This is a genomic window from Sulfitobacter sp. LC.270.F.C4 (assembly GCF_032922545.1).
Taxonomy (GTDB): Bacteria; Pseudomonadota; Alphaproteobacteria; order Rhodobacterales; family Rhodobacteraceae; genus Sulfitobacter; species Sulfitobacter profundi.
Genome location: NZ_CP136692.1, coordinates 253,496 through 274,246, shown reverse-complemented (window position 1 = coordinate 274,246; position 20,751 = coordinate 253,496). Strand labels below are relative to the sequence as shown.

The 20,751-nt window shown below is 60.1% G+C and carries 17 protein-coding genes and 1 pseudogene; 7 read left to right on the top strand and 11 right to left on the bottom strand.

What is annotated here, in order from left to right; translation table 11 throughout:
- Position 1: 1 nt before the first annotated feature.
- Complete coding sequence (locus R1T45_RS05155; RefSeq protein WP_120352071.1) at positions 2-979, top strand: ABC transporter ATP-binding protein; 978 nt, start codon at positions 2-4, stop codon at positions 977-979.
- A pseudogene (locus tag R1T45_RS05150) lies at positions 976-1,936 on the top strand (ABC transporter ATP-binding protein). Before R1T45_RS05155 ends, R1T45_RS05150 begins: the two are co-directional and overlap by 4 nt.
- 15 nt (positions 1,937-1,951) lie before the next feature.
- On the opposite strand, the gene doeB reads toward R1T45_RS05150, so the two are convergent.
- The 8 genes from doeB to R1T45_RS05110 form a co-directional block, all read right to left on the bottom strand.
- Positions 1,952-2,941, bottom strand: coding sequence for a N(2)-acetyl-L-2,4-diaminobutanoate deacetylase DoeB (gene doeB / locus R1T45_RS05145; RefSeq protein WP_317390308.1), 990 nt, complete (start codon positions 2,939-2,941; stop codon positions 1,952-1,954).
- Positions 2,938-4,119, bottom strand: coding sequence for an ectoine hydrolase DoeA (doeA, locus tag R1T45_RS05140; RefSeq protein WP_317390307.1), 1,182 nt, complete (start codon positions 4,117-4,119; stop codon positions 2,938-2,940). The genes doeB and doeA overlap by 4 nt, the downstream gene beginning before the upstream one ends.
- A gap of 60 nt (positions 4,120-4,179) precedes the next feature.
- On the bottom strand, positions 4,180-4,971 hold the full coding sequence (locus R1T45_RS05135) for an aspartate/glutamate racemase family protein (protein WP_317390306.1): 792 nt from the start codon (positions 4,969-4,971) through the stop codon (positions 4,180-4,182).
- 17 nt (positions 4,972-4,988) lie between these two features.
- A complete protein-coding gene (locus R1T45_RS05130) occupies positions 4,989-5,429 on the bottom strand; it encodes a universal stress protein (RefSeq protein ID WP_120352066.1) in 441 nt (146 codons plus the stop codon).
- A 12-nt stretch (positions 5,430-5,441) separates the two neighbouring features.
- A complete protein-coding gene (locus tag R1T45_RS05125; RefSeq protein ID WP_317390305.1) occupies positions 5,442-6,728 on the bottom strand; it encodes a TRAP transporter large permease in 1,287 nt (428 codons plus the stop codon).
- 3 nt (positions 6,729-6,731) lie between these two features.
- Positions 6,732-7,370: a TRAP transporter small permease gene (locus R1T45_RS05120; protein WP_317390304.1), complete on the bottom strand. Its 639-nt coding sequence runs from the start codon at positions 7,368-7,370 to the stop codon at positions 6,732-6,734.
- A gap of 76 nt (positions 7,371-7,446) precedes the next feature.
- Positions 7,447-8,457 (bottom strand): TRAP transporter substrate-binding protein DctP, encoded by a 1,011-nt coding sequence (gene dctP, locus R1T45_RS05115; protein WP_132443897.1) that lies wholly within the window; start codon positions 8,455-8,457, stop codon positions 7,447-7,449.
- A gap of 131 nt (positions 8,458-8,588) precedes the next feature.
- Positions 8,589-9,971, bottom strand: a complete 1,383-nt coding sequence (locus R1T45_RS05110) for a PLP-dependent aminotransferase family protein (protein WP_317390303.1) — start codon at positions 9,969-9,971, stop codon at positions 8,589-8,591.
- Positions 9,972-10,035: 64 nt separating this feature from the next.
- Here R1T45_RS05110 and R1T45_RS05105 point away from each other — a divergent pair, with 64 nt between their 5' ends.
- From R1T45_RS05105 to R1T45_RS05085, 5 genes are all read left to right on the top strand, one after another.
- Entirely contained in the window at positions 10,036-10,527 is a 492-nt protein-coding gene (locus R1T45_RS05105; RefSeq protein WP_120352307.1) for an Lrp/AsnC family transcriptional regulator, read from the top strand.
- A 128-nt stretch (positions 10,528-10,655) separates the two neighbouring features.
- Positions 10,656-12,140 carry an NAD-dependent succinate-semialdehyde dehydrogenase gene (locus R1T45_RS05100; RefSeq protein WP_205570881.1) on the top strand — a complete coding sequence of 495 codons (1,485 nt, stop codon included), beginning with the start codon at positions 10,656-10,658 and terminating at the stop codon, positions 12,138-12,140.
- Positions 12,141-12,187: 47 nt separating this feature from the next.
- Positions 12,188-13,558, top strand: coding sequence for an aspartate aminotransferase family protein (locus R1T45_RS05095; RefSeq protein ID WP_260010714.1), 1,371 nt, complete (start codon positions 12,188-12,190; stop codon positions 13,556-13,558).
- Positions 13,559-13,844: 286 nt separating this feature from the next.
- On the top strand, positions 13,845-14,816 hold the full coding sequence (locus tag R1T45_RS05090; RefSeq protein WP_067940937.1) for a PleD family two-component system response regulator: 972 nt from the start codon (positions 13,845-13,847) through the stop codon (positions 14,814-14,816).
- Entirely contained in the window at positions 14,813-15,172 is a 360-nt protein-coding gene (locus tag R1T45_RS05085; protein WP_317390302.1) for an Hpt domain-containing protein, read from the top strand. Before R1T45_RS05090 ends, R1T45_RS05085 begins: the two co-directional genes overlap by 4 nt.
- 90 nt (positions 15,173-15,262) lie before the next feature.
- Here R1T45_RS05085 and R1T45_RS05080 read toward each other — a convergent pair whose 3' ends face one another.
- From R1T45_RS05080 to R1T45_RS05070, 3 genes are all read right to left on the bottom strand, one after another.
- Positions 15,263-15,634, bottom strand: a complete 372-nt coding sequence (locus R1T45_RS05080) for a response regulator (RefSeq protein ID WP_067622348.1) — start codon at positions 15,632-15,634, stop codon at positions 15,263-15,265.
- A gap of 12 nt (positions 15,635-15,646) precedes the next feature.
- Entirely contained in the window at positions 15,647-17,299 is a 1,653-nt protein-coding gene (locus tag R1T45_RS05075) for a PAS domain-containing sensor histidine kinase (protein ID WP_317390301.1), read from the bottom strand.
- A gap of 138 nt (positions 17,300-17,437) precedes the next feature.
- Positions 17,438-20,638 (bottom strand): CHASE domain-containing protein, encoded by a 3,201-nt coding sequence (locus tag R1T45_RS05070; RefSeq protein ID WP_317390300.1) that lies wholly within the window; start codon positions 20,636-20,638, stop codon positions 17,438-17,440.
- Between the last annotated feature and the right edge of the window lie 113 nt (positions 20,639-20,751).

Below are 20,751 nucleotides of genomic sequence, written 5' to 3'. Positions count from 1 at the left end.
GATGTCTCTTCTGCGTATCCGCAACCTCTCGGTCGATTTCGCCACCGCCTCGGGCAAGTTCCGCGCCGTGGACTCGGTTGACCAAGATGTCGACACCGGCGAAATCCTCGCCATCGTCGGCGAAAGTGGCTCGGGCAAGTCGGTGTCGATGTTGGCACTGATGGGCCTGCTGCCTTGGACCGCCACCGTCACCGCCGATGAGCTGACCTTCGACGGTCATGACCTGCTGAAAATGGACAAGCGCGCCCGGCGCAAGATTGTCGGCAATGACCTTGCGATGATCTTTCAAGAGCCGATGTCCTCGCTCAACCCCTGTTTCCCGGTGGGCTGGCAGATCAAGGAATCCCTGCGCTTTCACCTTGGCCTGAACCGAGCCGAGCGGCACAAGCGGGCGATTGAGCTTTTTGAACAGGTTGGCATCCCGGACCCGGAAAAGCGTCTGTCGGTCTTTCCGCACCAGATGTCGGGCGGGATGAACCAGCGTGTGATGATCGCCATGGCGATCGCCTGCAAACCCAAGCTCTTGATCGCGGATGAACCGACGACCGCGCTCGACGTGACCATTCAGGCGCAGATCCTCGATCTGCTGACCTCGCTGCGCGAAGAGACCGGCATGGGGCTGGTGCTGATCACCCATGACATGGGCGTGGTGGCCGAAACGGCCGAGCGTGTAAGCGTGCAATATGCCGGCCAAAAGATCGAAGAGCAGCAGGTGCTGCCGCTCTTCCGTGAGCCGCACCACCCTTACACAGCGGCGCTGCTCGATGCCTTGCCGGAGCGTGCCACTGAGAAACGCCTGCCGACAATCCCCGGCGTGGTGCCGGGCCAGTTCGACCGGCCTGCGGGGTGCCTGTTCTCGCCGCGCTGCAAGTTCGCCAATGACAAATGCCGCAACCAGAATCCGCCGCCCTTGGGCGAGGATCTGGGCAAGGCGCGTTGTTTCTATCCGCTCAATACCGATGAAAGGGTCGCGTCATGACTGCCCCCGTAATGACCGCCGACGCGCTAGAGCGTCACTATCAGGTTGGTGGCGGCTTCCTGCGCAAGACCCAGACACTCAAGGCTGTCGCGGGCCTCGATTTCCAACTGCACCCCGGTAAGACGCTGGCCGTGGTGGGCGAAAGCGGCTGTGGCAAATCCACGCTGGCACGCATGGTCACGATGATCGAAGAGCCGACCGCAGGGTCGCTCACGCTCGACGGCAAACAGGTACGGCCTGAGGATTGGGCCGACCTGCGCCAGCATGTGCAGATCGTGTTCCAGAGATCCTTACGGCTCCCTAAACCCGCGCCAGCAGATCGGCACGATCCTGCAAGAGCCGCTGGTGATCAACCGCAAGGACATGTCCAAGAAGCAGCGCGAGGAAAAGGCGCGCGAGATGCTGCGCCTTGTCGGTCTGCGGCCTGAACACTACGACCGCTACCCGCATATGTTCTCGGGCGGTCAGCGCCAGCGGATTGCGGTGGCGCGGGCGTTGATGTTGGACCCGAAGGTGCTGGTGCTGGATGAGCCCGTCTCGGCGCTTGATCTGTCGATCCAGTCGGCGATCCTGAACCTGTTGGTGGACCTTCAGGAGAAGATGCAGCTGGCGTATCTGTTCATCAGCCATGACCTTTCTGTCGTGCGCCATGTGGCTGACGATGTGATCGTCATGTATCTGGGCCGCGCGGTTGAGAAGGGGCCGAAAGACGAAGTCTTTGAGAACCCGCGCCATCCCTATACGGCGGCGCTGCTCTCCGCGACCCCACGCGCCGACCCCGAAGGCGGCAAAGAGCGGATCAAGCTACAGGGCGAATTGCCCTCGCCCCTGGCGATCCCTGAGGGCTGCCCCTTTGCCCCGCGCTGCTGGAAGGTGCAGGATGTCTGCCGGAAAGAGCGCCCCGTGCTTGAGGGCGCGCCGCATCCGGCAGCCTGCTACTTCCCCGTCGACGAATGAGGCGTTGCAGGTGGGTCAGACCACCTGCGCCACCACCCCAATACAATCGCCCATCTTGACCAGCCCCGGCACATGCCGGGCGGTCAAGATACCACCAAGCTGCGCATGAGCGAGGATCGCTGGCTGACCGCTGCGGTCGCTGGGCCAGAGACGGGCGATGGGCTGGCCCTCGGTGACCTCATCCCCTAGATCAACCAGCGGCTCTAGCAGGGCGTTGGTCTCGCTAAAGGTGAAGCAGCGCCCATCGGGCATGTCGAGCATCACGGTCTCAGCCATCTCGGGCTCGCCAGTCAAAATCCCTGCATGGATCAACAGATTGCGCGCGCCTTTGCGGGCGACGGCAACGCTCTTGGCCGTCGACGTGCCCGCGCCGCCAAGCTCGGTGGTGACGAAGACCTTGCCCTGTTCCTCTACTTCGGTGTCGAACATGCCGCGATTGTCGATCTCCAGCATCTTCATCGAATAGGGCGCGTTGAACGCCTCCATCGCGGCCATGCAGGCGGCCTCCTGTTTCTTGTCGGGCAGGATATGCGCCGCGGCGAAGGGCAGGAAATCCAGCGTGCACCCGCCAGAGTGGTAATCCAGCACGATGTCGGCCAGCGGCACCAATTCGGTCGCGATGTAATGCGCGATTTTCTGGGTCACCGTGCCACCGGGGCTGCCCGGAAAGCTGCGGTTCATATTGCCGCCGTCGACGGGCGAACAGCGGCGGCCAGCGGCGAAGGCGGGTTGGTTCATCATCGGCAGGATAATGACGCGGCCTTTGATCTGCGCAGGATCCAGCGTGGCGGCCAGTTCTTGCAGCGCAATCGGTCCTTCGTATTCATCGCCGTGGTTGCCGCCTGTCAGCAGCGCCGTAGGGCCGGCGCCGCCATTAATGATGGTGATCGGCACCATGACAGATCCCCAAGCGCTGTCATCGCGGCTGTAGGGCAGGCGGAGAAACCCGTGATGCGCGCCGGGCGCGTCGAGCGGGATGGTCGGGGTGATGGGATTGCTGGTCATGCGGAAACAAACAACTTTCGCGGTGTGGTGCAGAAACATTCATGGCCGGTCTCGGTGATGCGGATCGGCTCTGTGATTTCTAGCCCGCCATCATCCAGCCAGAGCGCGGGCATGAAATGGAAGGTCATGTTCGGCTCTAGGATCGTCGTATCGCCCCGGCGGAAAGAGATCGTGCGCTCGCCCCAGTCGGGGGGATAGCTGATACCGATCGCATAGCCGCAGCGGCTGTCCTTTTCGAACCCCGCCTTGTTGAGCGTCTTGTTGAAAGCGTTGGCGATGTCCTCGGCCTTATTGCCCGGTTTGGCCTGCTCCAGCCCCGCGTCGATGGCCTCTAGCACGGCCTGTTCGGCGTCGCGGTATTTCTGGGGCACATCCCCGAAAAACAGCGTGCGCGACTGCGGGCATTGGTAGCGCCGGTGGGCACCTGCGATTTCAAAGAAGGTCGCCTCGTTGGGCTGCATGGGCCGGTCGTCCCACGTCAGATGCGGGGCGGTGGCGTCCATGCCGGAGGGGGCCATAGGCACGATGGCCGGATAGTCGCCCCAGAAGCCCTGCGCACCGCGAATGCCGGTGGCATAGATCTCGGCCACCAGATCGTTCTTGCGCATCCCCGGCACGGCGACTTCCAGAATACGGACGTGCATCTCTTCGACGATCCGCGCGGCGCGTTCCATATATTCGATCTCGCGCTCGGATTTCACCGCGCGTTCCCAGTTTACCAGTGCGGTGGCGTCCATGAATGTCGCCTTGGGCAGCTGGGTTTTCAGCGTGTCATGGGCGCGGGCGGAGTAATAGTAGTTGTCCATCTCCACGCCGATGCGCGCGTTCTCGAGGCCCATTTCGCTCAAGAGGCCCGAGAGGTCTTCCATCGGATGTTTCTCGGGGTTTTGGACATAGCTGTCGTCGTAGCCCCGGATGCGGTCGTCCTCCATAAACACGGTGCGTCGTGCGCCAAGCGCGTCCATGCCGCGGCCCCACCACATCGGCTCGCCCTCTTGGGTCAGGATCACCGCTTGGTAGACGTAGAACGACCAGCCATCATAGCCCGACAGCCACGACATGTTCGACGGGTCGCTGACCACGATCGCATCCATATTGCGCGCGGCCATGACCTTGCGCGTTCGGTCAACCCGGCGCTGGTACTCGCTGTTGGTAAAATTTGCCTCATACGTGGTCATAGGCCAGCCCCTTTCATGTCTGGTTACCCGAATATTGTGATCCGGCCAGAGGGGCCGGGATCACGGAATGATGCCTTGTGCATGGGCGCTTGGCATGTCGCAGTCGAACAGACGGCCATAGCCATCGGGACGGCCCGACAGCCCGCCCATCCGTTGCAACGCCCAGCACAGCGCTTGGTTAGAGGTCACGACCGGTTTGCCCAAGGCGGCTTCGATCCGGTCGATTACGTCGACACCGCGCAGGGACGTGCAGGAGAGGAAAAATGCCTCTACTTCCGCTCCGTCCAGTGCTTTGGCGCCGTTGATGATGCTGTCGTCGTCGATCCGCGCCATATCGCGGTCGTCTTCCAGCCCGAAGGCGCCGTTGCGCATGACCTGTAGGCCCTGTTCCTCGAAATAGGCGGCGAGGGGCGCGGCGGTGTCGGGCAGATAGGGGGTCAGCATCGCCACGCGCTTCACGTCAAGCGCTGCAAAGCCCGCGATGGCGGCAGAGGCTGGGGTGATGACCGGCACGCCGGGGAGCCCTTCGCCGATGGCTTCACGCACCGCCGGGTTGCCGATGGCGACAGAGGCCGAGGTGCAGCAAAAAGCGATGGCCGAAAGCTTGATCCTCGGCACCAGCAGCGCCGCGGTGCGGGCCATATCGGGGGTCATGGCGCGCAGGCGTTCGGGGGTGGTGGGGTTCTCAAAAGCGATCCGCGCCACATGCAATGCGGCCTGCGCGGGGTCGATCAGCCGCGCCGCGTCACGCTCAAAGGTCATGTCGGTCGACAGCAACATCGCACCAAGGCGCACGGGATCATCTTCACGCAAACGGCACTCAAACGTTTCGCTTTGCACAGGGGGTGTCACCTGAATATTCCTTTGATCTAGACGACAAGCACGGGGCATTTCGCGAGCCCCGTGACCTTGTGTGACACTGAACCCAAAAGATAGCTATCGCCTGTCGCGCCCAACCCGCGCGAGCCGATGACGATCAGATCAGCGTCATGTTTCTTGGCAAATTCGGTCACCGCCCGTGCAGGCCGGCCCGAGCGGACAAATGCGCGGACATTCTCAACGCCGGCGTCTTTCAACAGCTGTTTACCGTGGTTGATGATCTCGGTCGCATGGGCCTGCATCGCGTCGTCGATATTGCCGGGGTCGTTGACCCGCACCATCGAGAGCGACGCCTCCAGCATCGAATGGTGCCGGTAGATCGTCAGCAGCGTTACCTTCGCCCCGGTCAGATTGGCCATCTCTGCCGCCTTCATCAGCGCGCGGTCGGCATTCACCGAGCCGTCATAGGGGGCGAGGATATGGGTGAACATGACGCTGTCCTCTTATTTCGAAAAGGCCAGATCGCGCAGGAATAGGGCGATCTGTGGGAAGAAAATCAACGCGACAGACACGCTGAGCAGCATGACGATGAAGGGCGGGGTGCCGCGGATAACCTCCATATAGGGTCGTTTGAAGACCGCGATGGCGGTGAAGATGTCACAACCAAAGGGCGGCGTGGCCGAACCGATGGCGACTTGCAGCGTGATGACTGTCCCGACCAGCACGGGATCAAGGCCGACCGAGTCGACCACCGGTGCAAAGATCGGCACGAAGACGAGGATCACCACGATCGGGTCCACGAACATACAGCCGATGAAGAAGGCGATGGAGATGACGAAGAGCACGCCGATTGGCCCCATGCTGTCGATCCCGATGCCCGCCAAAACCGCCTGCGGGATTTGCGCGAAAGAGATCACCCAAGAGAAGGCCGCGCCTGCCGCAACAAGAATGAAGACCACGGCGGTGATAAGCCCGGTGGATTTCGCCGTCTCATAGATGCCCGCAAAGTCGATCTCACGAAAGACGATCATCTCAAGGAAGATGGCATAAAGCACACAGGCCGCCGCCGCCTCGGTCGGAGAGAAAACACCGCCGTAGATGCCGCCGATGATGATCGCCGGAAACCCAAGCGGCCAAAGCGCTTGTTGTACCGCGCGGGCACGCTCGCCCCATGTGGCTTTCTCTTCGGTGGGGACGTTGTGGCGGTAGGCGTAGATCACCGAATAGATCGAAAACAGCGCGAGGATCAGCAGCCCCGGCCCGATGCCCGCGATGAACAGTTCAGCAATCGACGTGTTGGAGACGACGCCGTAAATGATCATGCCGATGGAGGGCGGGATCAGGAAAGCGATGTCGGAGGAGTTCACGATCAGCGCCAGCACAAAACTATCTTTGTACCCGGCCTTGAGCATCCGGGGCCGCAGGGGGGAGCCGACGGCGACGACCGTCGCCTGAGTGGAGCCCGAGACCGCGCCGAACATGGTACAGGCCGCCGCCGTGGCAACCGCAAGACCGCCCTTCATGTGACCCACGAAGGACATCACCATATCAATCAGCCGCCCGGCGGACTGGCCGCGTGTCATGATATCGGCGGCAAAGATAAACATCGGCACGGCGATCAGCGAAGCGGGCCGGACGCCCGCCATCATCTGTTGCACCATCGTCTCTAGCTGGCCGAAGCCGCCGAAGAGCGAATAGAAACCGACAAATGCGCCGACGATCAGCGGGATCATCATGGGAAAGCCCAGCAGCAGCAGGACGACCATGATGGAGAAAATGGTAGTAGCCATCGCTTAGACCTCCCGCTCGTTGTCGTCGTAGCCTTCCAGCACGCTGGTCGACAGGTAAATGTCAGGCTCGATGATGTTTTTGATGGCGGTCAGCAGGTATTGCAGCCCCGTCATGAAGAAGCCGAAGGGCACCCAGACCAGCGTCCACCAGACCGGCACTTGCAGCGCAGGCAACAGGCGGCCACGCCCGGCTTGGGTCATGATATATTGCAGCGCGTACCACGCGAGGCCGAACATGAAGATGGCGGTGACAAAGGCAATGAAGATCATCAGCACCTTGCGGGGGCGCGGGGGCAGGGCGTCGAAAATCGCAGACATGCGGATATGCCGCCCGTGCCGCGCGGCATAGGAAATGCCTGCGAAAGTGATGAGAATGATCAGGATGCTGTTCAATTCTTCGGAAAAGAAGATCGAGCTTTGAAAGACGAAACGACCTACCACATTGGCAATCGTATTGGCGGCCATCAACAAAACACTAGCGGCGAGCATCACAGACTCAAGCCAGCTGATCGCGTTGTCGATTGTGCCCAACGGGCCGGGTAGGGTGGATTTGTAGGTGCCAACGGGGGCGTCATCAGTGCCGGTGGTGTCTGTCTGCGATTGCAGTTGCGAACTGTGGTTGTCTTCCGTCACCGGCGTCATCCCGTGAATGGTTCAAAATGGATCGCGTCAAAATAAGGTCACCCCCCGGACAGTGCCGGAGGGTGAAAGGATGCGTTTACTTAACGGCTTCGAGGTCGGCCTTGAATTGCTCAAGGATCTCTTTGCCGCTGTCGCCTGTCATCTCGATAAAGGCTTCTTCGACCGATGCAGCCTTGTCTTTGAAGGGCTGGCGCTCTTCTTCGGACAGAATGTTGATCTGCATGTCAGGCTTCGCCGCTGCGATGTTTTCCAGCGACTTTTCCTGCAGGCCGGACTGGTATTCGAGGATATAATCGAATGCCGCGTCAGAAGCGTTCTGCACAACCTCTTTGTCCTCATCGGACAGGCCGTCATAGAAATCCTTGTTGGCCATCACAGCAGTGGTGAAGTTGTTGTGGCCGATGCAGGTGATGACGTCTGTCACCTCGTACATCTTGGTGGATTCCAGATAGAAGCCGGGGTTTTCCTGACCTTGGATGATGCCGGTCTGCATCGCGCCGTAAACCTCGCCCCATGGCAGCGGTGTCGGTGTCGCGCCGAAGGCCTTGTAGCTTTCCACCAAGAGCGGGTTGGTCATCACGCGGAACTTGACCTCGTTAAGGTCTTCGGGCGTTTTGACCGGCTCTTGCGTGGTCATGCAGACCTCGCCTTCGGGGAACATCTTGAGCAGTTCCAGACCTTGCTCTGCATAGAGCGCGGGGAACATCTCGTTGATGGCCTTGGAGGTGCGGAAAAACTCGTTGAGTTGCTCACCGTCCTGCGGCAGCAGGTAGGGCACGAAGAACACCTGCGCCTCGGGGATCAGCGCGCCGGTAAAGCCGGGCGACTGGTCGACGAACTGCAGGATGCCAGCCTGTGCCTGCTCCATCGTGTCTACGGATTCACCCAAGGTGCCGTATGGGAAGAGCTGAACTTCGTGGTCGGAGTTCGCTTCGACTTCTTCTTTGAACTTCTGGGCGTATTTGCCCTGCACTTCGTCGAGTGCTTCTTCGAAGGCATAGCGCCATGTGTCTGCCGAAGCCGCGCCTGCGACACTCGTCACGGCTGCGAGGATACCCCCGGTGATTACGGTCTTAAAAATAGCCATGTTACTCCCTTTCATTTATTGTCCGCGCAGCACAAAGGCCGCAGCGAAACTAATGTCCTGACTGTTAGATCATTTAAACCGATCCCAATCATGTCAATGTGAATATTGATCCATGACAATTTGCGCCGCTCTTACAGTCCCGCGCGTCTGGCCCTGTTGCGTAAATTTGCATCGATCATGCGAATCCCGCGGGCAAATTCAGGAAAGGATTGCCCCCCGACGGCGATACGCAGGCCGGGGTGACGGTCTGGCGGGCCGATGGCGAAACTGGCTCCATTGGCCACGGCGACGCCGCTCTCGCGGATGGATTTGACCAGTTCAGCCTCTTCGTAAATGTCACGACAGGGCAACCAAAGATGCAGCCCGTTTGGACTGGTGCGCATGTCGAGCCCGCGAAAGACGTTGGCGGCGAAATCGGCGCGGTCGCGCAGGGCCAGTTGTTGACGGTTGAGCAGGGTTTGGGCGGTGCCTTCCTCGATCCAGCGCCCGGCGATTTCGGTCATCATATTGGTGGCCATCCAACTGGTCACCATATGCCGGTTGGCCGCCGAGGCCCAAAGGTGGTCCGGCACCACCAGATAACCGACCCGCAACCCCGGCATCAGGCATTTGGTGAGGCTGGTAAAATAGAGCACCCGTTCTGGCGCCATGGTCGCCATCGGCGGTGGCGGCGCGTCTTGCAGCGGCCCCCATGACTGGTTCTCGATGATCAGCAGGTCATGGCGTCTCGCCACCTCGATCACCGCGGCGCGGCGGCTTTCGGTCATGGTAAAGGCCAGCGGGTTGGCGCCATTCGGGATCAGGTAGACGGCTTTGACAGGCTCTTTCGCGCAGACCCGCTCCAGCGCCTCGGGGCAGATGCCACCTGCGTCGACGCTTACTCCTTGCAGGCGGATGCCCAAAAAGCGGGCGAGGGGGCGCAGGGTGTGATGGCCGATGTCTTCGCTGACGATGAGATCGCCGGGTTGGGCGGCTGTCATGATCGCGACGGTCATGGCGCTGGTGCTGCCGTTGGTGGGGATCACTGCCATCCCGTCCAGATCAAGGCCGCAAAGCGAGAGCCAGCGCCGCACCGCGCTGCTGCTGTCTCCGGCGCGGAGGTCTTGGCGAAACCCGCCCATCATCGCGCGGGGCAGGGAGCGGGCCATGGCGCGGAGCGTCTTTTGCATCGCCTCTTCATGGGCGTGATCCAGCACAGGTTTCAGGATCGACATGTCCAGCAACCGCCCGGCAGCCTTGCGGCTGACGAAGGGCATGGAGATATCATCGCTCGCCGCGCGGACGAAAGTGCCGCGCCCCACCTCTCCGACGATCTTGCCCGCCTCAACCAGCTTGTCATAGGCGCGGCTGACCGTTTGCACGCTGAGCGACAGATCGAACGCCAGTTGCCGCTGCGTCGGCATCCGGTCTCCGGGTTTGAGCACGCCATTTTGAATCGCCGTTTCAATCGCCTGAACGAGTGATCGGTAGGCAGGTCGGGTCAGGGATCCGGGGTCTGGGCGCCATTTTGTCATGATCGGGATGATCACCACAATCATGACAATTGACAAGTCTGACCTGCGCTCTCATGAAACTGCCATGAGCTTTGTCAAACTGGATAAACGCGATATCGCGGTGCTTTCGATCCTCTCTCGCGAGGGGCGCATCGCCAAATCTGCGCTGGCCGACAAGGTTAATCTAAGTCCCACCGCCTGCGGCGAACGGCTGGCGCGGTTGGAGTCTGCGGGCATCATCACCGGCTATCAGGCCCATGTCGCCCTGCGCCGCATCGCCCCGCATGTCACCGTCTTTGTGCAGGCCGAACTGGGCAACCACCGGGCCGAGGCGTTTCAACGCTTCGAGGCGGTGATCGCGCAGCATGATGAGATCGTGCAGTGCTGGGCTTTGGGTGGCGGTTTTGACTATCTGCTACAGGTCGTCACCCGCGACATCGACAGCTACCAACGTCTAATGGATGCGCTTTTGGATCAGCAGGCCGGGCTGAGCCGTTACTTTACCTATGTGGTAACCAAATCGGTCAAATCGGCACCGCTGCCTCTGTCGCTGCTCTTGCCCGAAGACGAAAGCTGAGCCGCCGTAGTTTTTGCGGCGGGCAGGGTGCTGCGCCGCAAAACCTCCTACCGATGGTGTGATATTCGGTCAAACCCGCGCCGCATCCTGTCTTACCTTCGGGGCAATTCATCCCAAGGAGGTGCCCGATGACCAAGATGATCCCAACGCCTGCCGATGGTCTGCCCGCGCTGACCCGGGGCGAGCTGGCCCGCCATTTCGCCTATGTCGGCGGCGCATGGGTCGCTGGCGCGCAGAGCGATGACTTCAAGGTGACTGACCCGGCAAGCGGTGCGGTCTTGGGGTCGGTTGCCAAGCTTAACGCCGACGACAGCCGCGCCGCGGTGGATGCCGCCCATGCCGCCTTTCCCCATTGGGCCGGCCTGTTGCCGCAAGAGCGTGGTGCCATCCTGCGCCGCTGGCGCGATCTGATGTTGGAAAACCGCGAGGATCTGGCCCGGATCATGACCGCCGAACAGGGCAAACCCATCTCCGAGTCGCGCGGAGAGATCGACTATGCCGCGTCTTTCTTTGAGTTCTATTCCGAAGAGGCGCGCCGCCCCAACATCGAAGGCGTCACCTCGCACTTGCCGGATGCCGAGGTGGAAATCTGGCGCGAGCCGGTGGGCGTAGCCGCACTGATCACCCCGTGGAACTTCCCCTCCGCCATGCTGACCCGCAAGGCAGGTGCCGCGCTGGCGGCGGGCTGCACCGTAGTGGCGCATCCTTCGGCAGAGACGCCGTTCTCGGCGCTGGCACTGGCCGAATTGGGCGAACAGGCGGGGCTGCCGAAAGGCGTGTTCAACGTCGTCACCGGGGAGGCCCCCGAGATCGTGAAACCTTGGATGGAAGACACCCGCGTGCGGGCCATCTCCTTCACCGGCTCCACCGAGATCGGAAAACTGCTGTATCGTCAAGCATCCGACAGCGTGAAACGCTTGGTCCTCGAACTGGGTGGCCATGCGCCTTTCATCATGTTCGATGATGCCGATATGGACCGCGCGGTCGAAGAGGCGATCAAGGCCAAGTTCGCCACCTCCGGTCAAGACTGCCTCGGTGCCAACCGCTTCTTTATTGCCCGCGACAGCTATGCGACCTTCTGCGCGCGATTCACCGCAGCGACGCAGGCGCTGACCGTGGGCGTCGGCGCGGATGATCCCGACATCGGGCCGTTGATGAACGAGAAAGCCGTCGCCAAACAAGAAGAGCACGTCAAAGATGCGCTTGACCGTGGGGCGCGGCTGCTTTGTGGTGGCAAGCGGCACGCGGCGGGGCCGCTGTTCTTTGAGCCGACGGTGCTGGCGGATGTGCCTGCCGACGCGCTGATCATGCGCGAAGAGACCTTTGGCCCCGTGGCCGCCATCGCGGCCTTCGACAGTGAGGATGAGGCGATCACACGGGCCAATGACACGGAGTACGGGTTGGTGGCCTATGTCCACAGCCAAGACCCACGCCGCATCTACCGCGCCAGCCGGGCGCTGTGTTTCGGCATGGTGGCGGTGAACCGCACCAAGGTGACCGGCGCGCCGATCCCCTTTGGCGGGACAAAACAATCGGGCATCGGACGCGAAGGGTCGCGGCTGGGGCTCGAAGCCTTTACGGAAGTGAAATACGTCTGCCGTGACTGGGCCTGAGATTTGAAGATACGGCGCAAAGGCGCGTCGGAAGAAAGGAAAGACCAATGCTGAAGAACGATATGCTCGAACAATGGGACCGTGAAAATTTCTTTCACCCCTCCACCCATCTGGCGCAGCACGCGCGCGGCGAAAGCCCGACCCGTGTGATCAAGACCGCCAAAGGCAGCCATATCACCGACCGCGACGGCAACCAGATGCTCGACGCTTTTGCCGGTCTCTATTGCGTAAACGTGGGCTACGGCCGGACCGAGATCGCCGAGGCGATTGCCGAGCAGGCGCATGAACTGGCTTATTACCATTCTTACGTCGGCCACGGCACCGAGGCGAGCATCACCCTGTCCAAAATGATCCTCGACCGCGCGCCCCAAGGCATGAGCAAGGTTTATTTCGGCCTTGGTGGCTCGGACGCGAATGAGACCAACGTCAAGCTGATCTGGTATTACAACAACATCCTTGGCCGTCCTGAGAAGAAAAAGATCATCTCGCGCTGGCGTGGCTATCACGGGTCGGGTCTGGTGACTGGCTCGCTGACCGGATTGGAGCTGTTTCACAAGAAGTTCGACCTGCCGCTGGCACAGGTGGTGCACACCGACGCGCCCTATTACTACCGCCGCCCCGACGCCAACATGAGCGAAGCAGAGTTCACCGCGCATCTGGTGGGCGAATTGGAAGCGCTGATCGAACGCGAGGGCGCCGACACCATCGCGGCCTTCATCGGTGAGCCGGTTCTGGGCACCGGGGGCATCGTGCCGCCGCCCGAAGGCTATTGGGCTGCCGTGCAGGAAGTGCTGAACAAACACGACATCCTGCTGGTCGCGGATGAGGTTGTCACCGGCTTTGGCCGTCTGGGCAGCATGTTCGGCTCGGATCACTACGGCATGAAGCCGGACCTGATCACCATCGCCAAGGGCCTGACCTCGGCCTACGCGCCGCTTTCGGGTTCGATCGTGGGTGACAAAATGTGGAAGGTGCTGGAGCAGGGCACCGATGAAAACGGCCCCATCGGCCACGGCTGGACCTATTCGGCCCACCCCATCGGCGCGGCTGCGGGGATCGCGAACCTCAAGCTGATCGACGATCTGAAACTGATCGAGAATGCCTCGGACGTGGGCGGTTATCTCAATGCGCAGATGAAGGCGGCGTTGGGGGATCACCCCAAAGTGGGCGATATTCGCGGCGAAGGGATGCTCTGCGCCGTGGAATTGGTCGAAGACCGCGATGGCCGCACGCAGTTTGATCCGGCGCGCAAAGTGGTGCCGACCATCGTCGGCGATATGCTCAAGGCCGGGGTCATTGCCCGCGCCATGCCCCAAGGCGACATCATCGGCTTTGCGCCGCCCTTCTGCCTGACCCGCGAAGAAGCGGATAAGGTCGTGGGCGCCACCGCCGAGGCGATCAAGGCAAGCTTGGGCTAAGACCCAAGGGGATGAGGATAGAGCGGCCCGGCGGAAACGTCGGGCCGTTTGCGTTGAGGGGAATCACCCTTGGACGCGAAGTGGCGAGTCGTCCGATCACAAATGAAAATGCGGTAAAGATGGCCGTTTTTCGGGTCAAATTCTCTCGATATGGAAACAGTGCCCCGGTTTGTCGCCTATTTACTAAGAATTCGTCAAAATTAGGCCACAGTTCCCAGAGAAATTAGGACAAAGCAGCGGTCCGTCCAGTTTGGGCCCCAAAGATTTTGATCTGTGGAGAGATGTAATGAAAATTCTGGCGGTGGATGACGACCCGATTATCCTCGAATTGCTCGGGCAATTTGTAGAGATTATCGGTGCGCATGAACTAACGACCGCCCCATCTGCTCTGCATGCGGTCGATATGTTGGGGGATCCCGACCTCGGTCCGATTGATTGCTTCATGCTTGATATTCAGATGCCGGGCATGGACGGGATCGAACTGGCGCAGCACATTCGCAACTCGGCGCGCCATGCCGATACGCCAATTTTGATGCTCACCGCGATGTCCGACAAACGCTATATCGACGCGGCCTTTGCCGCCGGGGCAACCGACTATGTGACCAAGCCTTTTGAGATTGCCGAGCTGAAATCACGCATCGGGCTGGTCGAAGGCATGGTGAAAGAGCGTCAGCAGCGGACCAAGAAAATCTTTGCCGCCAAGACCATCGCCGATCAGGCCACCCATATGGAATTGTTCGAGCCTGTCCCGATCTATGACGTGGACAATGTGATCGACTACACCGCGATGGAAAACTACGTCGCACAGCTGTCGCGCAGCGCGCTTTTCGGCTCCACCGCCTTTGCCTTTACCATCCGCGAGGTTGACGCCTTCCACGCGACGATGACCTCTTTCGAATTCTATAGCCTTGTGTCCGATGTGGCCGAGATCCTGTCTGATACGCTTGTCGACCATCAGGTGCTCATGTCCTACGCGGGCAATGGCACTTTCGTGTGCGTTACGGAAAGCGGATGGCGTCCGAATATGGGCGGTTTGATGGATGCGGTTAACTTGGAGTTGTCTCAAACTGAATTGTTCGACAATAATGGCGAACGTGTTCACCCGCGTGTGAGCGCGGGGGAGGCAGTGCGGCTGATCTGGAAGAGCGGCAATTCCGTCATGGATGCGCTGGCGCAGGCTCATGCAAGCGCAGAAGCCGCCAGTGAGGCACATACGAAATCGCTCAATGACTTTTGGCAGAATGATCAACAGGCATGACTAAAATGTTAGCTGAACTTCCCGGCATAGAGCGCATTCGCAAGCGCTTTGTCGAAATGCTGGACGAACGCCAGACGCTGATCGCAACCCATGGCTTGGCCGCTTGGGACGGGACGACCGTGGATGAGATCAAAGGCAATCTGGCCAGCGCGCAGGCCATTCTGCACCAGATCGCAGGCAGCGCCGGGTCGCTCGGCTTTGAAGAGCTTGGCCGTCTGGCGCGTCAGTGCGAAACCCAAATCGTCGAGCATCTCGCAGGACCTCGCGCCGAACGCACGGATTGCCCGATCGAGATCATCTCGGAACTGGATGGTTTCGTCGCGCATTGCAGGCAGCAAATCGACGCCCAAGCCTAAGGGCACGGCGGCCGTGCTTTGCGCCGGCCCCATTCCTACAGACAATTTATCTAGAAGCTGCCCAATAGGGCAGGCCAAGTGGTCGCTGGCCTAGTTGGCCTGCATCGCCGCCTTGACCTGATCCGCGAGAGCGATGGGGTCGAAGGGTTTGCTGATCACGTCAGCGGCCCCCAAATCGCGCAGCTCTTCGATCTCGTTATGCTGGGCGCGGGCGGTCATGAAGATCGCCGGAACGTCACGCAGGCTATCCATTTCGCGCATCTTCTCAAGGGTCTGGCGACCGGTCATGCCGGGCATCATCATATCGAGCAGGATCACATCGGGCGTATAGGACTGAACCTGATTCAGCGCCGCTTCCCCGGTCTCGCATTGGACGACGTCGAAATCGCCGCTTAGCTCAAGCGCCATCAGCGCGATTTCACGAATATCGGCGTCATCCTCGACGTGCAGCAGTTTGATCATTCCATACTCTCTCTAGGAGGCTTCGCGCAGCAACGCAGCCGGTTCCTCTGCCGCTACCTGAGAATTTTTCTTCGGCAGGGTAAAGTAAAATGTCGTACCAAATCCCTCGCGGCTGTCAAAACCTATTTTACCGCCAAGATTCTCGACGATGGCTTTGCAGACGCTGAGGCCCAGCCCGGTGCCGCCATTGTCGGCCCGGTTGGAGTTGGACAGATCGGCAAACCGCTGGAACACCTTGTGCTGCTCAGAGGCCGGGATACCCGGGCCGCGGTCCGCTACAGAGATGCGCAATTCGTTCTCATTCTCTTCGGCGCGAATGGTAACGCGCTCTCCGGGTTTGGAGAATTTGGACGCATTGGATAGGAAGTTCGTCAGCACCTGAATGACCCGGTTCGGATCTGTGGTCACTTTGTTCAGGTCATCCGTGCCTTCCACTTGAATGCGCACGCCGTGGCGCTGTTCAAGCGAGGCGTTCGCGGCGCTGGTCTCATGCAGAAGTTCTGCGATATCAACCTCTTCAAGGTTGAACTCCAGCCGCCCGTTCGCGATCTTTTCCAGATCGAGGATGTCATTGATGATCAGCACAAGCCGGTCGGCATTGCGGTGGGAGATTTCTAGCAACGCCCGCGCTTTGCTCGGCAATTCACCCGCCGCCCGCGACAAAAGCAGCCCCATAGAGCCCTTGATCGAGGTCAGGGGCGAGCGCAGTTCATGGCTGACCATAGAGATGAATTCCGACTTCATCCGCTCTTCGCTGATGATATCCGAAACGTCGTGCAACATGACCAGGAACCGCCCTGCCGCGCCGCCGGTGGGCAGAAGTTTGATGGTGACTTGGAAATGATTGCCAAACAGTTGCGTGTCGAACTGCGTCATCGCCTTGCCCGACTTTTTCAGATCCCGGCAGGCGTCAAGAAGGGCTGGATTGTCGCTTTTTTCTGCCAAAGTTTCGAGCGTTTGCTCGGTATAGGTGTCGGTACACCAGCCGCTTCGGCTCATGGCGACGCGGTTCATATAGCTGAAACGCTCGGTCTCGGCATCGACGATCCAAATGTCATCGCGCAGTTCATAAAGCGTTTCCGCCGTGTCGCGTTCGGCCAGAAGTTCCTTAGCGTGGGTCACATCGGTACGGGCTGAGATCGACCCGGACCATGCCCCTTTGTTGTCGAAAAGGGGCATCACGGTGCATTGCGTCTGTATCACCCGACCATCGGCGCAGCGCAGCGGGGTCTCTCCCTGCCATGTCTTGCCGGCCATCAAGGTGACCCGGATTTCTGCCAGAAGTTCGCGAAACTCATCTTGGTAAAGCATCGACACAGGCTGGCCGATCAATTGATCGCGGGTATAGCCCGTCAGTTCGATGAAACGGTCATTAACCTGTTCCAGCATTCCGCCGGTATCGACGATATTCACAATGGCGTGGCTATCAAATGCCCTAAGCCTTTGTTCCATATCGGAACTATCAGTACCCCTCTCAGGGCTTGACTGGAGCGCGTTCGCGGCGAAGGGCGTTAGCCCCGCCAGAATGATCGCGCCGACGACGGGGATAACCTCCCCCATTTGACCCGCGAAAAGCGCGGAGGTTGCGGTGTACCAACTGCCGGAAATGGCAGTGCCCAGAAAAAATGTGGCGGCGGTACGCTTGGTAAATGGCTTTGAAGACACTCGTAATTCCTCGCCCCGAAGCGGACATGCTCGAACTATAGCATGACATGTGCGTTGTAATTTAAACAAAATGCCAGAGCATATTGGCAATAATATGGCGTGTCGCACTTTAGCGTCACTTCGCCGTGGTGCGACAGGTTAAGATGCGCGTGCGGTTGTTCCCGTAATTGAGTTGACCACCGAGCTGATCCCGCTCCGTGATTTGACAAGGTTGATCCCGACGCGGGGATCGGGCTCTCGGTTGTTGTCGGCGGATAGGCTGATGATCTTGGCCTCTGGGTGCAGACGGATGATGTCCTCCAACAATGAGCGGGCATCGCCGTCAGGCAGGGACCAATCAAGGATCACCACATCAAGCTCTTCTTGGCCGATCAACTTCTGCGCTTGGGCGAGGTTGGTGACATTGGTCACCTCTGCCACGCTGTCCAAACCGGTGCGGATCACCTCGGCAAAGTCGATATCGTCTTCGATATGCAGCACGCGCAGCTTCGTGTCCCGCTCCCCGATTTCCGCGTCGGGGGCGGCGGGCGATTGCACGGTTTCGGCCTCGGCGATGGGGCAGGTGAACCAAAAGACGGTGACGCCTTTCGGGATGCTTTCGAATCCGATGGTACCGCCCTGACGTTTGATGATCTGCCGGGTGATGTTCAGCCCCAGCCCCGTGCCGCCCTTGGCGCGTGTGTCGGACCCATCGGCCTGAGAGAACGCCTGAAAGATGCGCGGGCGGAAGTTTTCCGGCACGCCGGGGCCGGTGTTCTGGATAAAGACAATCGCCCGGTCCCCCAGCCGCTCGGCGCGAATTTGCACCTCGCTCTCGGCATCGGAATATTTGCAGGCGTTTGAGATAAGATTGGCCAAGACCTGCCGCGTGCGGCTTTCATCCACCCGAACCGTCAGCGGTTTGTCGGGCAGTTGCACGCCCAAGGTGTTGTTATGAGTGATCGCGAAGGGCGACATTTCGTTGACCGAGTCGCTGATCACCTTGTTCAGATCGACATCGTGGAAATCGAACTGCACCTCGCCCGACGAAATCTTTTCGAGGTCCAGAATATCGTTCACGATATGCGACAGCCGGTCGGCATTGCTGCGCGCGATGTCGATCAGCCGGATATGCGCCGGCAGGAAGCGGCTGTTGTCCGTGGTGTCGATCAGACCCAAGGCCCCTTTGATCGAGGTCAGCGGCGTGCGCAGCTCATGGCTGACGGTCGAGACGAATTCGCTCTTGATCTGCTCAAGCTTCTTTTGATCGGTGATGTCGTTGATCTGAACGATAAAGACATAGCCGCGCGTGTTCTTGTCAAAGGTCCACGAGACGTTGAACAGGCCCCAGCGTTCATAGCCCAGCTTGTGGGTGATGCGGTATTCGGCCTGATAGTTTTGTGAACTGCGCGAATCGACGAGCCCGCGAACCTCACCATAGAGCTTTTGCAAATCGCCCTCGGGCATCAGATCGCCCAGTTTGGTATTCGACAGCAGTTCTTCTTCGCTATAGCCGCAGAGCGTGCAAAGCGCGCTGTTGACGCTGTTGAACACGCCCCCTTCGCCCAGAATCGCCATGCCCACGGGGGCCGCTGCCAGCACCTGCCGAAACCGCCGCTCGCTGGTTTCAAGCGCGTTGCGGGCATGGACGATGTCGGTCACATCGGTTTGGGTGCCGACCATCCGCAAGGCAGTGCCGTTTTCATCGCGTTCGGTCACCACCGCGTCCGAGCGCATCCAGCGCCATTCCCCGGTGCCAATCTTGAGCCGGTATTCGGTGACGGAACGTTGTTGCTGCCCCGAGATGCAGGCCTGATCGGTCTGGTTCAGCAGCGGCAGGTCTTCGGTATGGACCCGCTTGAGGAATTCCGCCTGCGGATCGGTCAACCGCTCGAAATCGGCCATCCCCAGAATGCGCCGCCATGTGTCGGACACCTCGGATTTCCCGGTGCGCAAGTCGATGTCAAAAACGCCGATCTGCGCGCCTTCGAGGGCGAGGTCATAGAGCGCTTTGTTCTTCGCCAGTTCATCCTGCACCGCAAGTTCCGAGGTCAGATCGCGCACGATTGCCGTCACGCGCCGCTCGCCGGTATGGGTGGTCCAACTGTTGCGTTGCAGATCAAGCTTCAGGTCTTGGCCAAAGCAGGTCTTGCCTGCCGCGTTGACCTGCTCGTGGTCATGGTCTTCGATCAAGTCGGTGACGAGATTGCGGAAATCCATCCCCTTGAGCGCCTCATGCCCATAGCCAAAGCAGACCAGCGCCGCTTGGTTGGCGAAAAGCACGCGGTCCTCGCCGTCGAGCAGGAATACAGGCGTCACAGCGTTATCGATGACGGCGCGGTTTTCCTCTTCATGGGCGTCGATCTGGCGTTCGCGCAGCACGGCAAGCTCGCTCAGGGCCGCGCTGCGCTGGCGCAGGCTGCGGAAGGCGACGAAGAAAAGGATCGCCAGCAATATGCCGGAAATCAACAGGATCTCCGGCACGGCACTGTGCGTGGCGCTGTCGAAACTGATCGTGCTGACATGGACCACGGTCCAAGGGCGGCCAAAGCGTTCGATCGTTTGGGTAATGCTGTGATGCCCGCTTTCGACACCTTCGGGCGTGCTGTCGAAAATCCGGTTCTCCGGGGCGGTGGTCAGCCCATCGAAGACTTTGATTTCATAGGCCTCCCCCTGAGCCGGGGTCAGCGCGTTCAGCAGGTTTGCACCGACAAAGGGCGCATAGACCCAACCGATAAAGCCTGCCGTATCCTGCGCCGGACGGTTGCCGGCGGCATAGACTGGACGCAGCAACAGAAAACCGGGCTGACGGGATTTGTCCTGCACCAGCAGAATGCGCGGTGTCAGTTGCGGCTCTCTGGTCTCGCGGGCCCGCAGGGCGGCGCGGCGGCGGTCCTCGTTAAAGCTGATATCAAGGCCCACGGCCTCTGCATTCGGCCCTTGGGGGTAGATATATTGGATCACCATCTTCTCGGCGTTGCCGGTGTTGGGGTGGATCCGGAAATCTTCTATCCCGAGGGCGGTTACCTCTTCGATGAAAGCCTCTTCGGTCCCTCGGGCGACCGGGGCGACAAAGCCGATGCCGTTGATGCCGGGCAGAAAGGTGTCGATCTCCAGCGTATTGACGTAATGCGCGAAATCGCTGGCGGTCACTTCGTCAGAGGCGTTCATGAAGGCGGCGATGCCGTTGAGGCTCTGCAAATAGGTGTGCATCCGCGCGTCGAGGCTTTGCAGGCTTTCCTCGGCGATCCGGTCAAAGGCCCGTTCGGTGGCGAGATCATTGCTGCGATTGCTGTAGAGAAACACCCCAAAGGTGATGGCGAGACATCCGAGAAACAGTATAAATTCGGGTCGCCGCACTAATTATAACCCTTGTCTCTGGCCACCAGAAGGCGGCGAAATTTTAACCCCAAGGCAAAACCTAACGCATCGGGGCAATATATCCAGTTCGGCCATATTCACCTAAGAGCCGA

What these genes read in the sequence shown, in the direction of transcription:
- R1T45_RS05155 (WP_120352071.1), top strand. Translation starts at nt 2, where the DNA reads ATGTCTCTTCTGCGTATCCGCAACCTCTCGGTCGATTTCGCCACCGCC.
- doeB (WP_317390308.1), bottom strand. Translation starts at nt 2,941, where the DNA reads ATGACCAGCAATCCCATCACCCCGACCATCCCGCTCGACGCGCCCGGC.
- doeA (WP_317390307.1), bottom strand. Translation starts at nt 4,119, where the DNA reads ATGACCACGTATGAGGCAAATTTTACCAACAGCGAGTACCAGCGCCGG.
- R1T45_RS05130 (WP_120352066.1), bottom strand. Translation starts at nt 5,429, where the DNA reads ATGTTCACCCATATCCTCGCCCCCTATGACGGCTCGGTGAATGCCGAC.
- R1T45_RS05125 (WP_317390305.1), bottom strand. Translation starts at nt 6,728, where the DNA reads ATGGCTACTACCATTTTCTCCATCATGGTCGTCCTGCTGCTGCTGGGC.
- R1T45_RS05120 (WP_317390304.1), bottom strand. Translation starts at nt 7,370, where the DNA reads ATGACGCCGGTGACGGAAGACAACCACAGTTCGCAACTGCAATCGCAG.
- dctP (WP_132443897.1), bottom strand. Translation starts at nt 8,457, where the DNA reads ATGGCTATTTTTAAGACCGTAATCACCGGGGGTATCCTCGCAGCCGTG.
- R1T45_RS05110 (WP_317390303.1), bottom strand. Translation starts at nt 9,971, where the DNA reads ATGACAAAATGGCGCCCAGACCCCGGATCCCTGACCCGACCTGCCTAC.
- R1T45_RS05105 (WP_120352307.1), top strand. Translation starts at nt 10,036, where the DNA reads ATGAGCTTTGTCAAACTGGATAAACGCGATATCGCGGTGCTTTCGATC.
- R1T45_RS05100 (WP_205570881.1), top strand. Translation starts at nt 10,656, where the DNA reads ATGACCAAGATGATCCCAACGCCTGCCGATGGTCTGCCCGCGCTGACC.
- R1T45_RS05095 (WP_260010714.1), top strand. Translation starts at nt 12,188, where the DNA reads ATGCTGAAGAACGATATGCTCGAACAATGGGACCGTGAAAATTTCTTT.
- R1T45_RS05090 (WP_067940937.1), top strand. Translation starts at nt 13,845, where the DNA reads ATGAAAATTCTGGCGGTGGATGACGACCCGATTATCCTCGAATTGCTC.
- R1T45_RS05085 (WP_317390302.1), top strand. Translation starts at nt 14,813, where the DNA reads ATGACTAAAATGTTAGCTGAACTTCCCGGCATAGAGCGCATTCGCAAG.
- R1T45_RS05080 (WP_067622348.1), bottom strand. Translation starts at nt 15,634, where the DNA reads ATGATCAAACTGCTGCACGTCGAGGATGACGCCGATATTCGTGAAATC.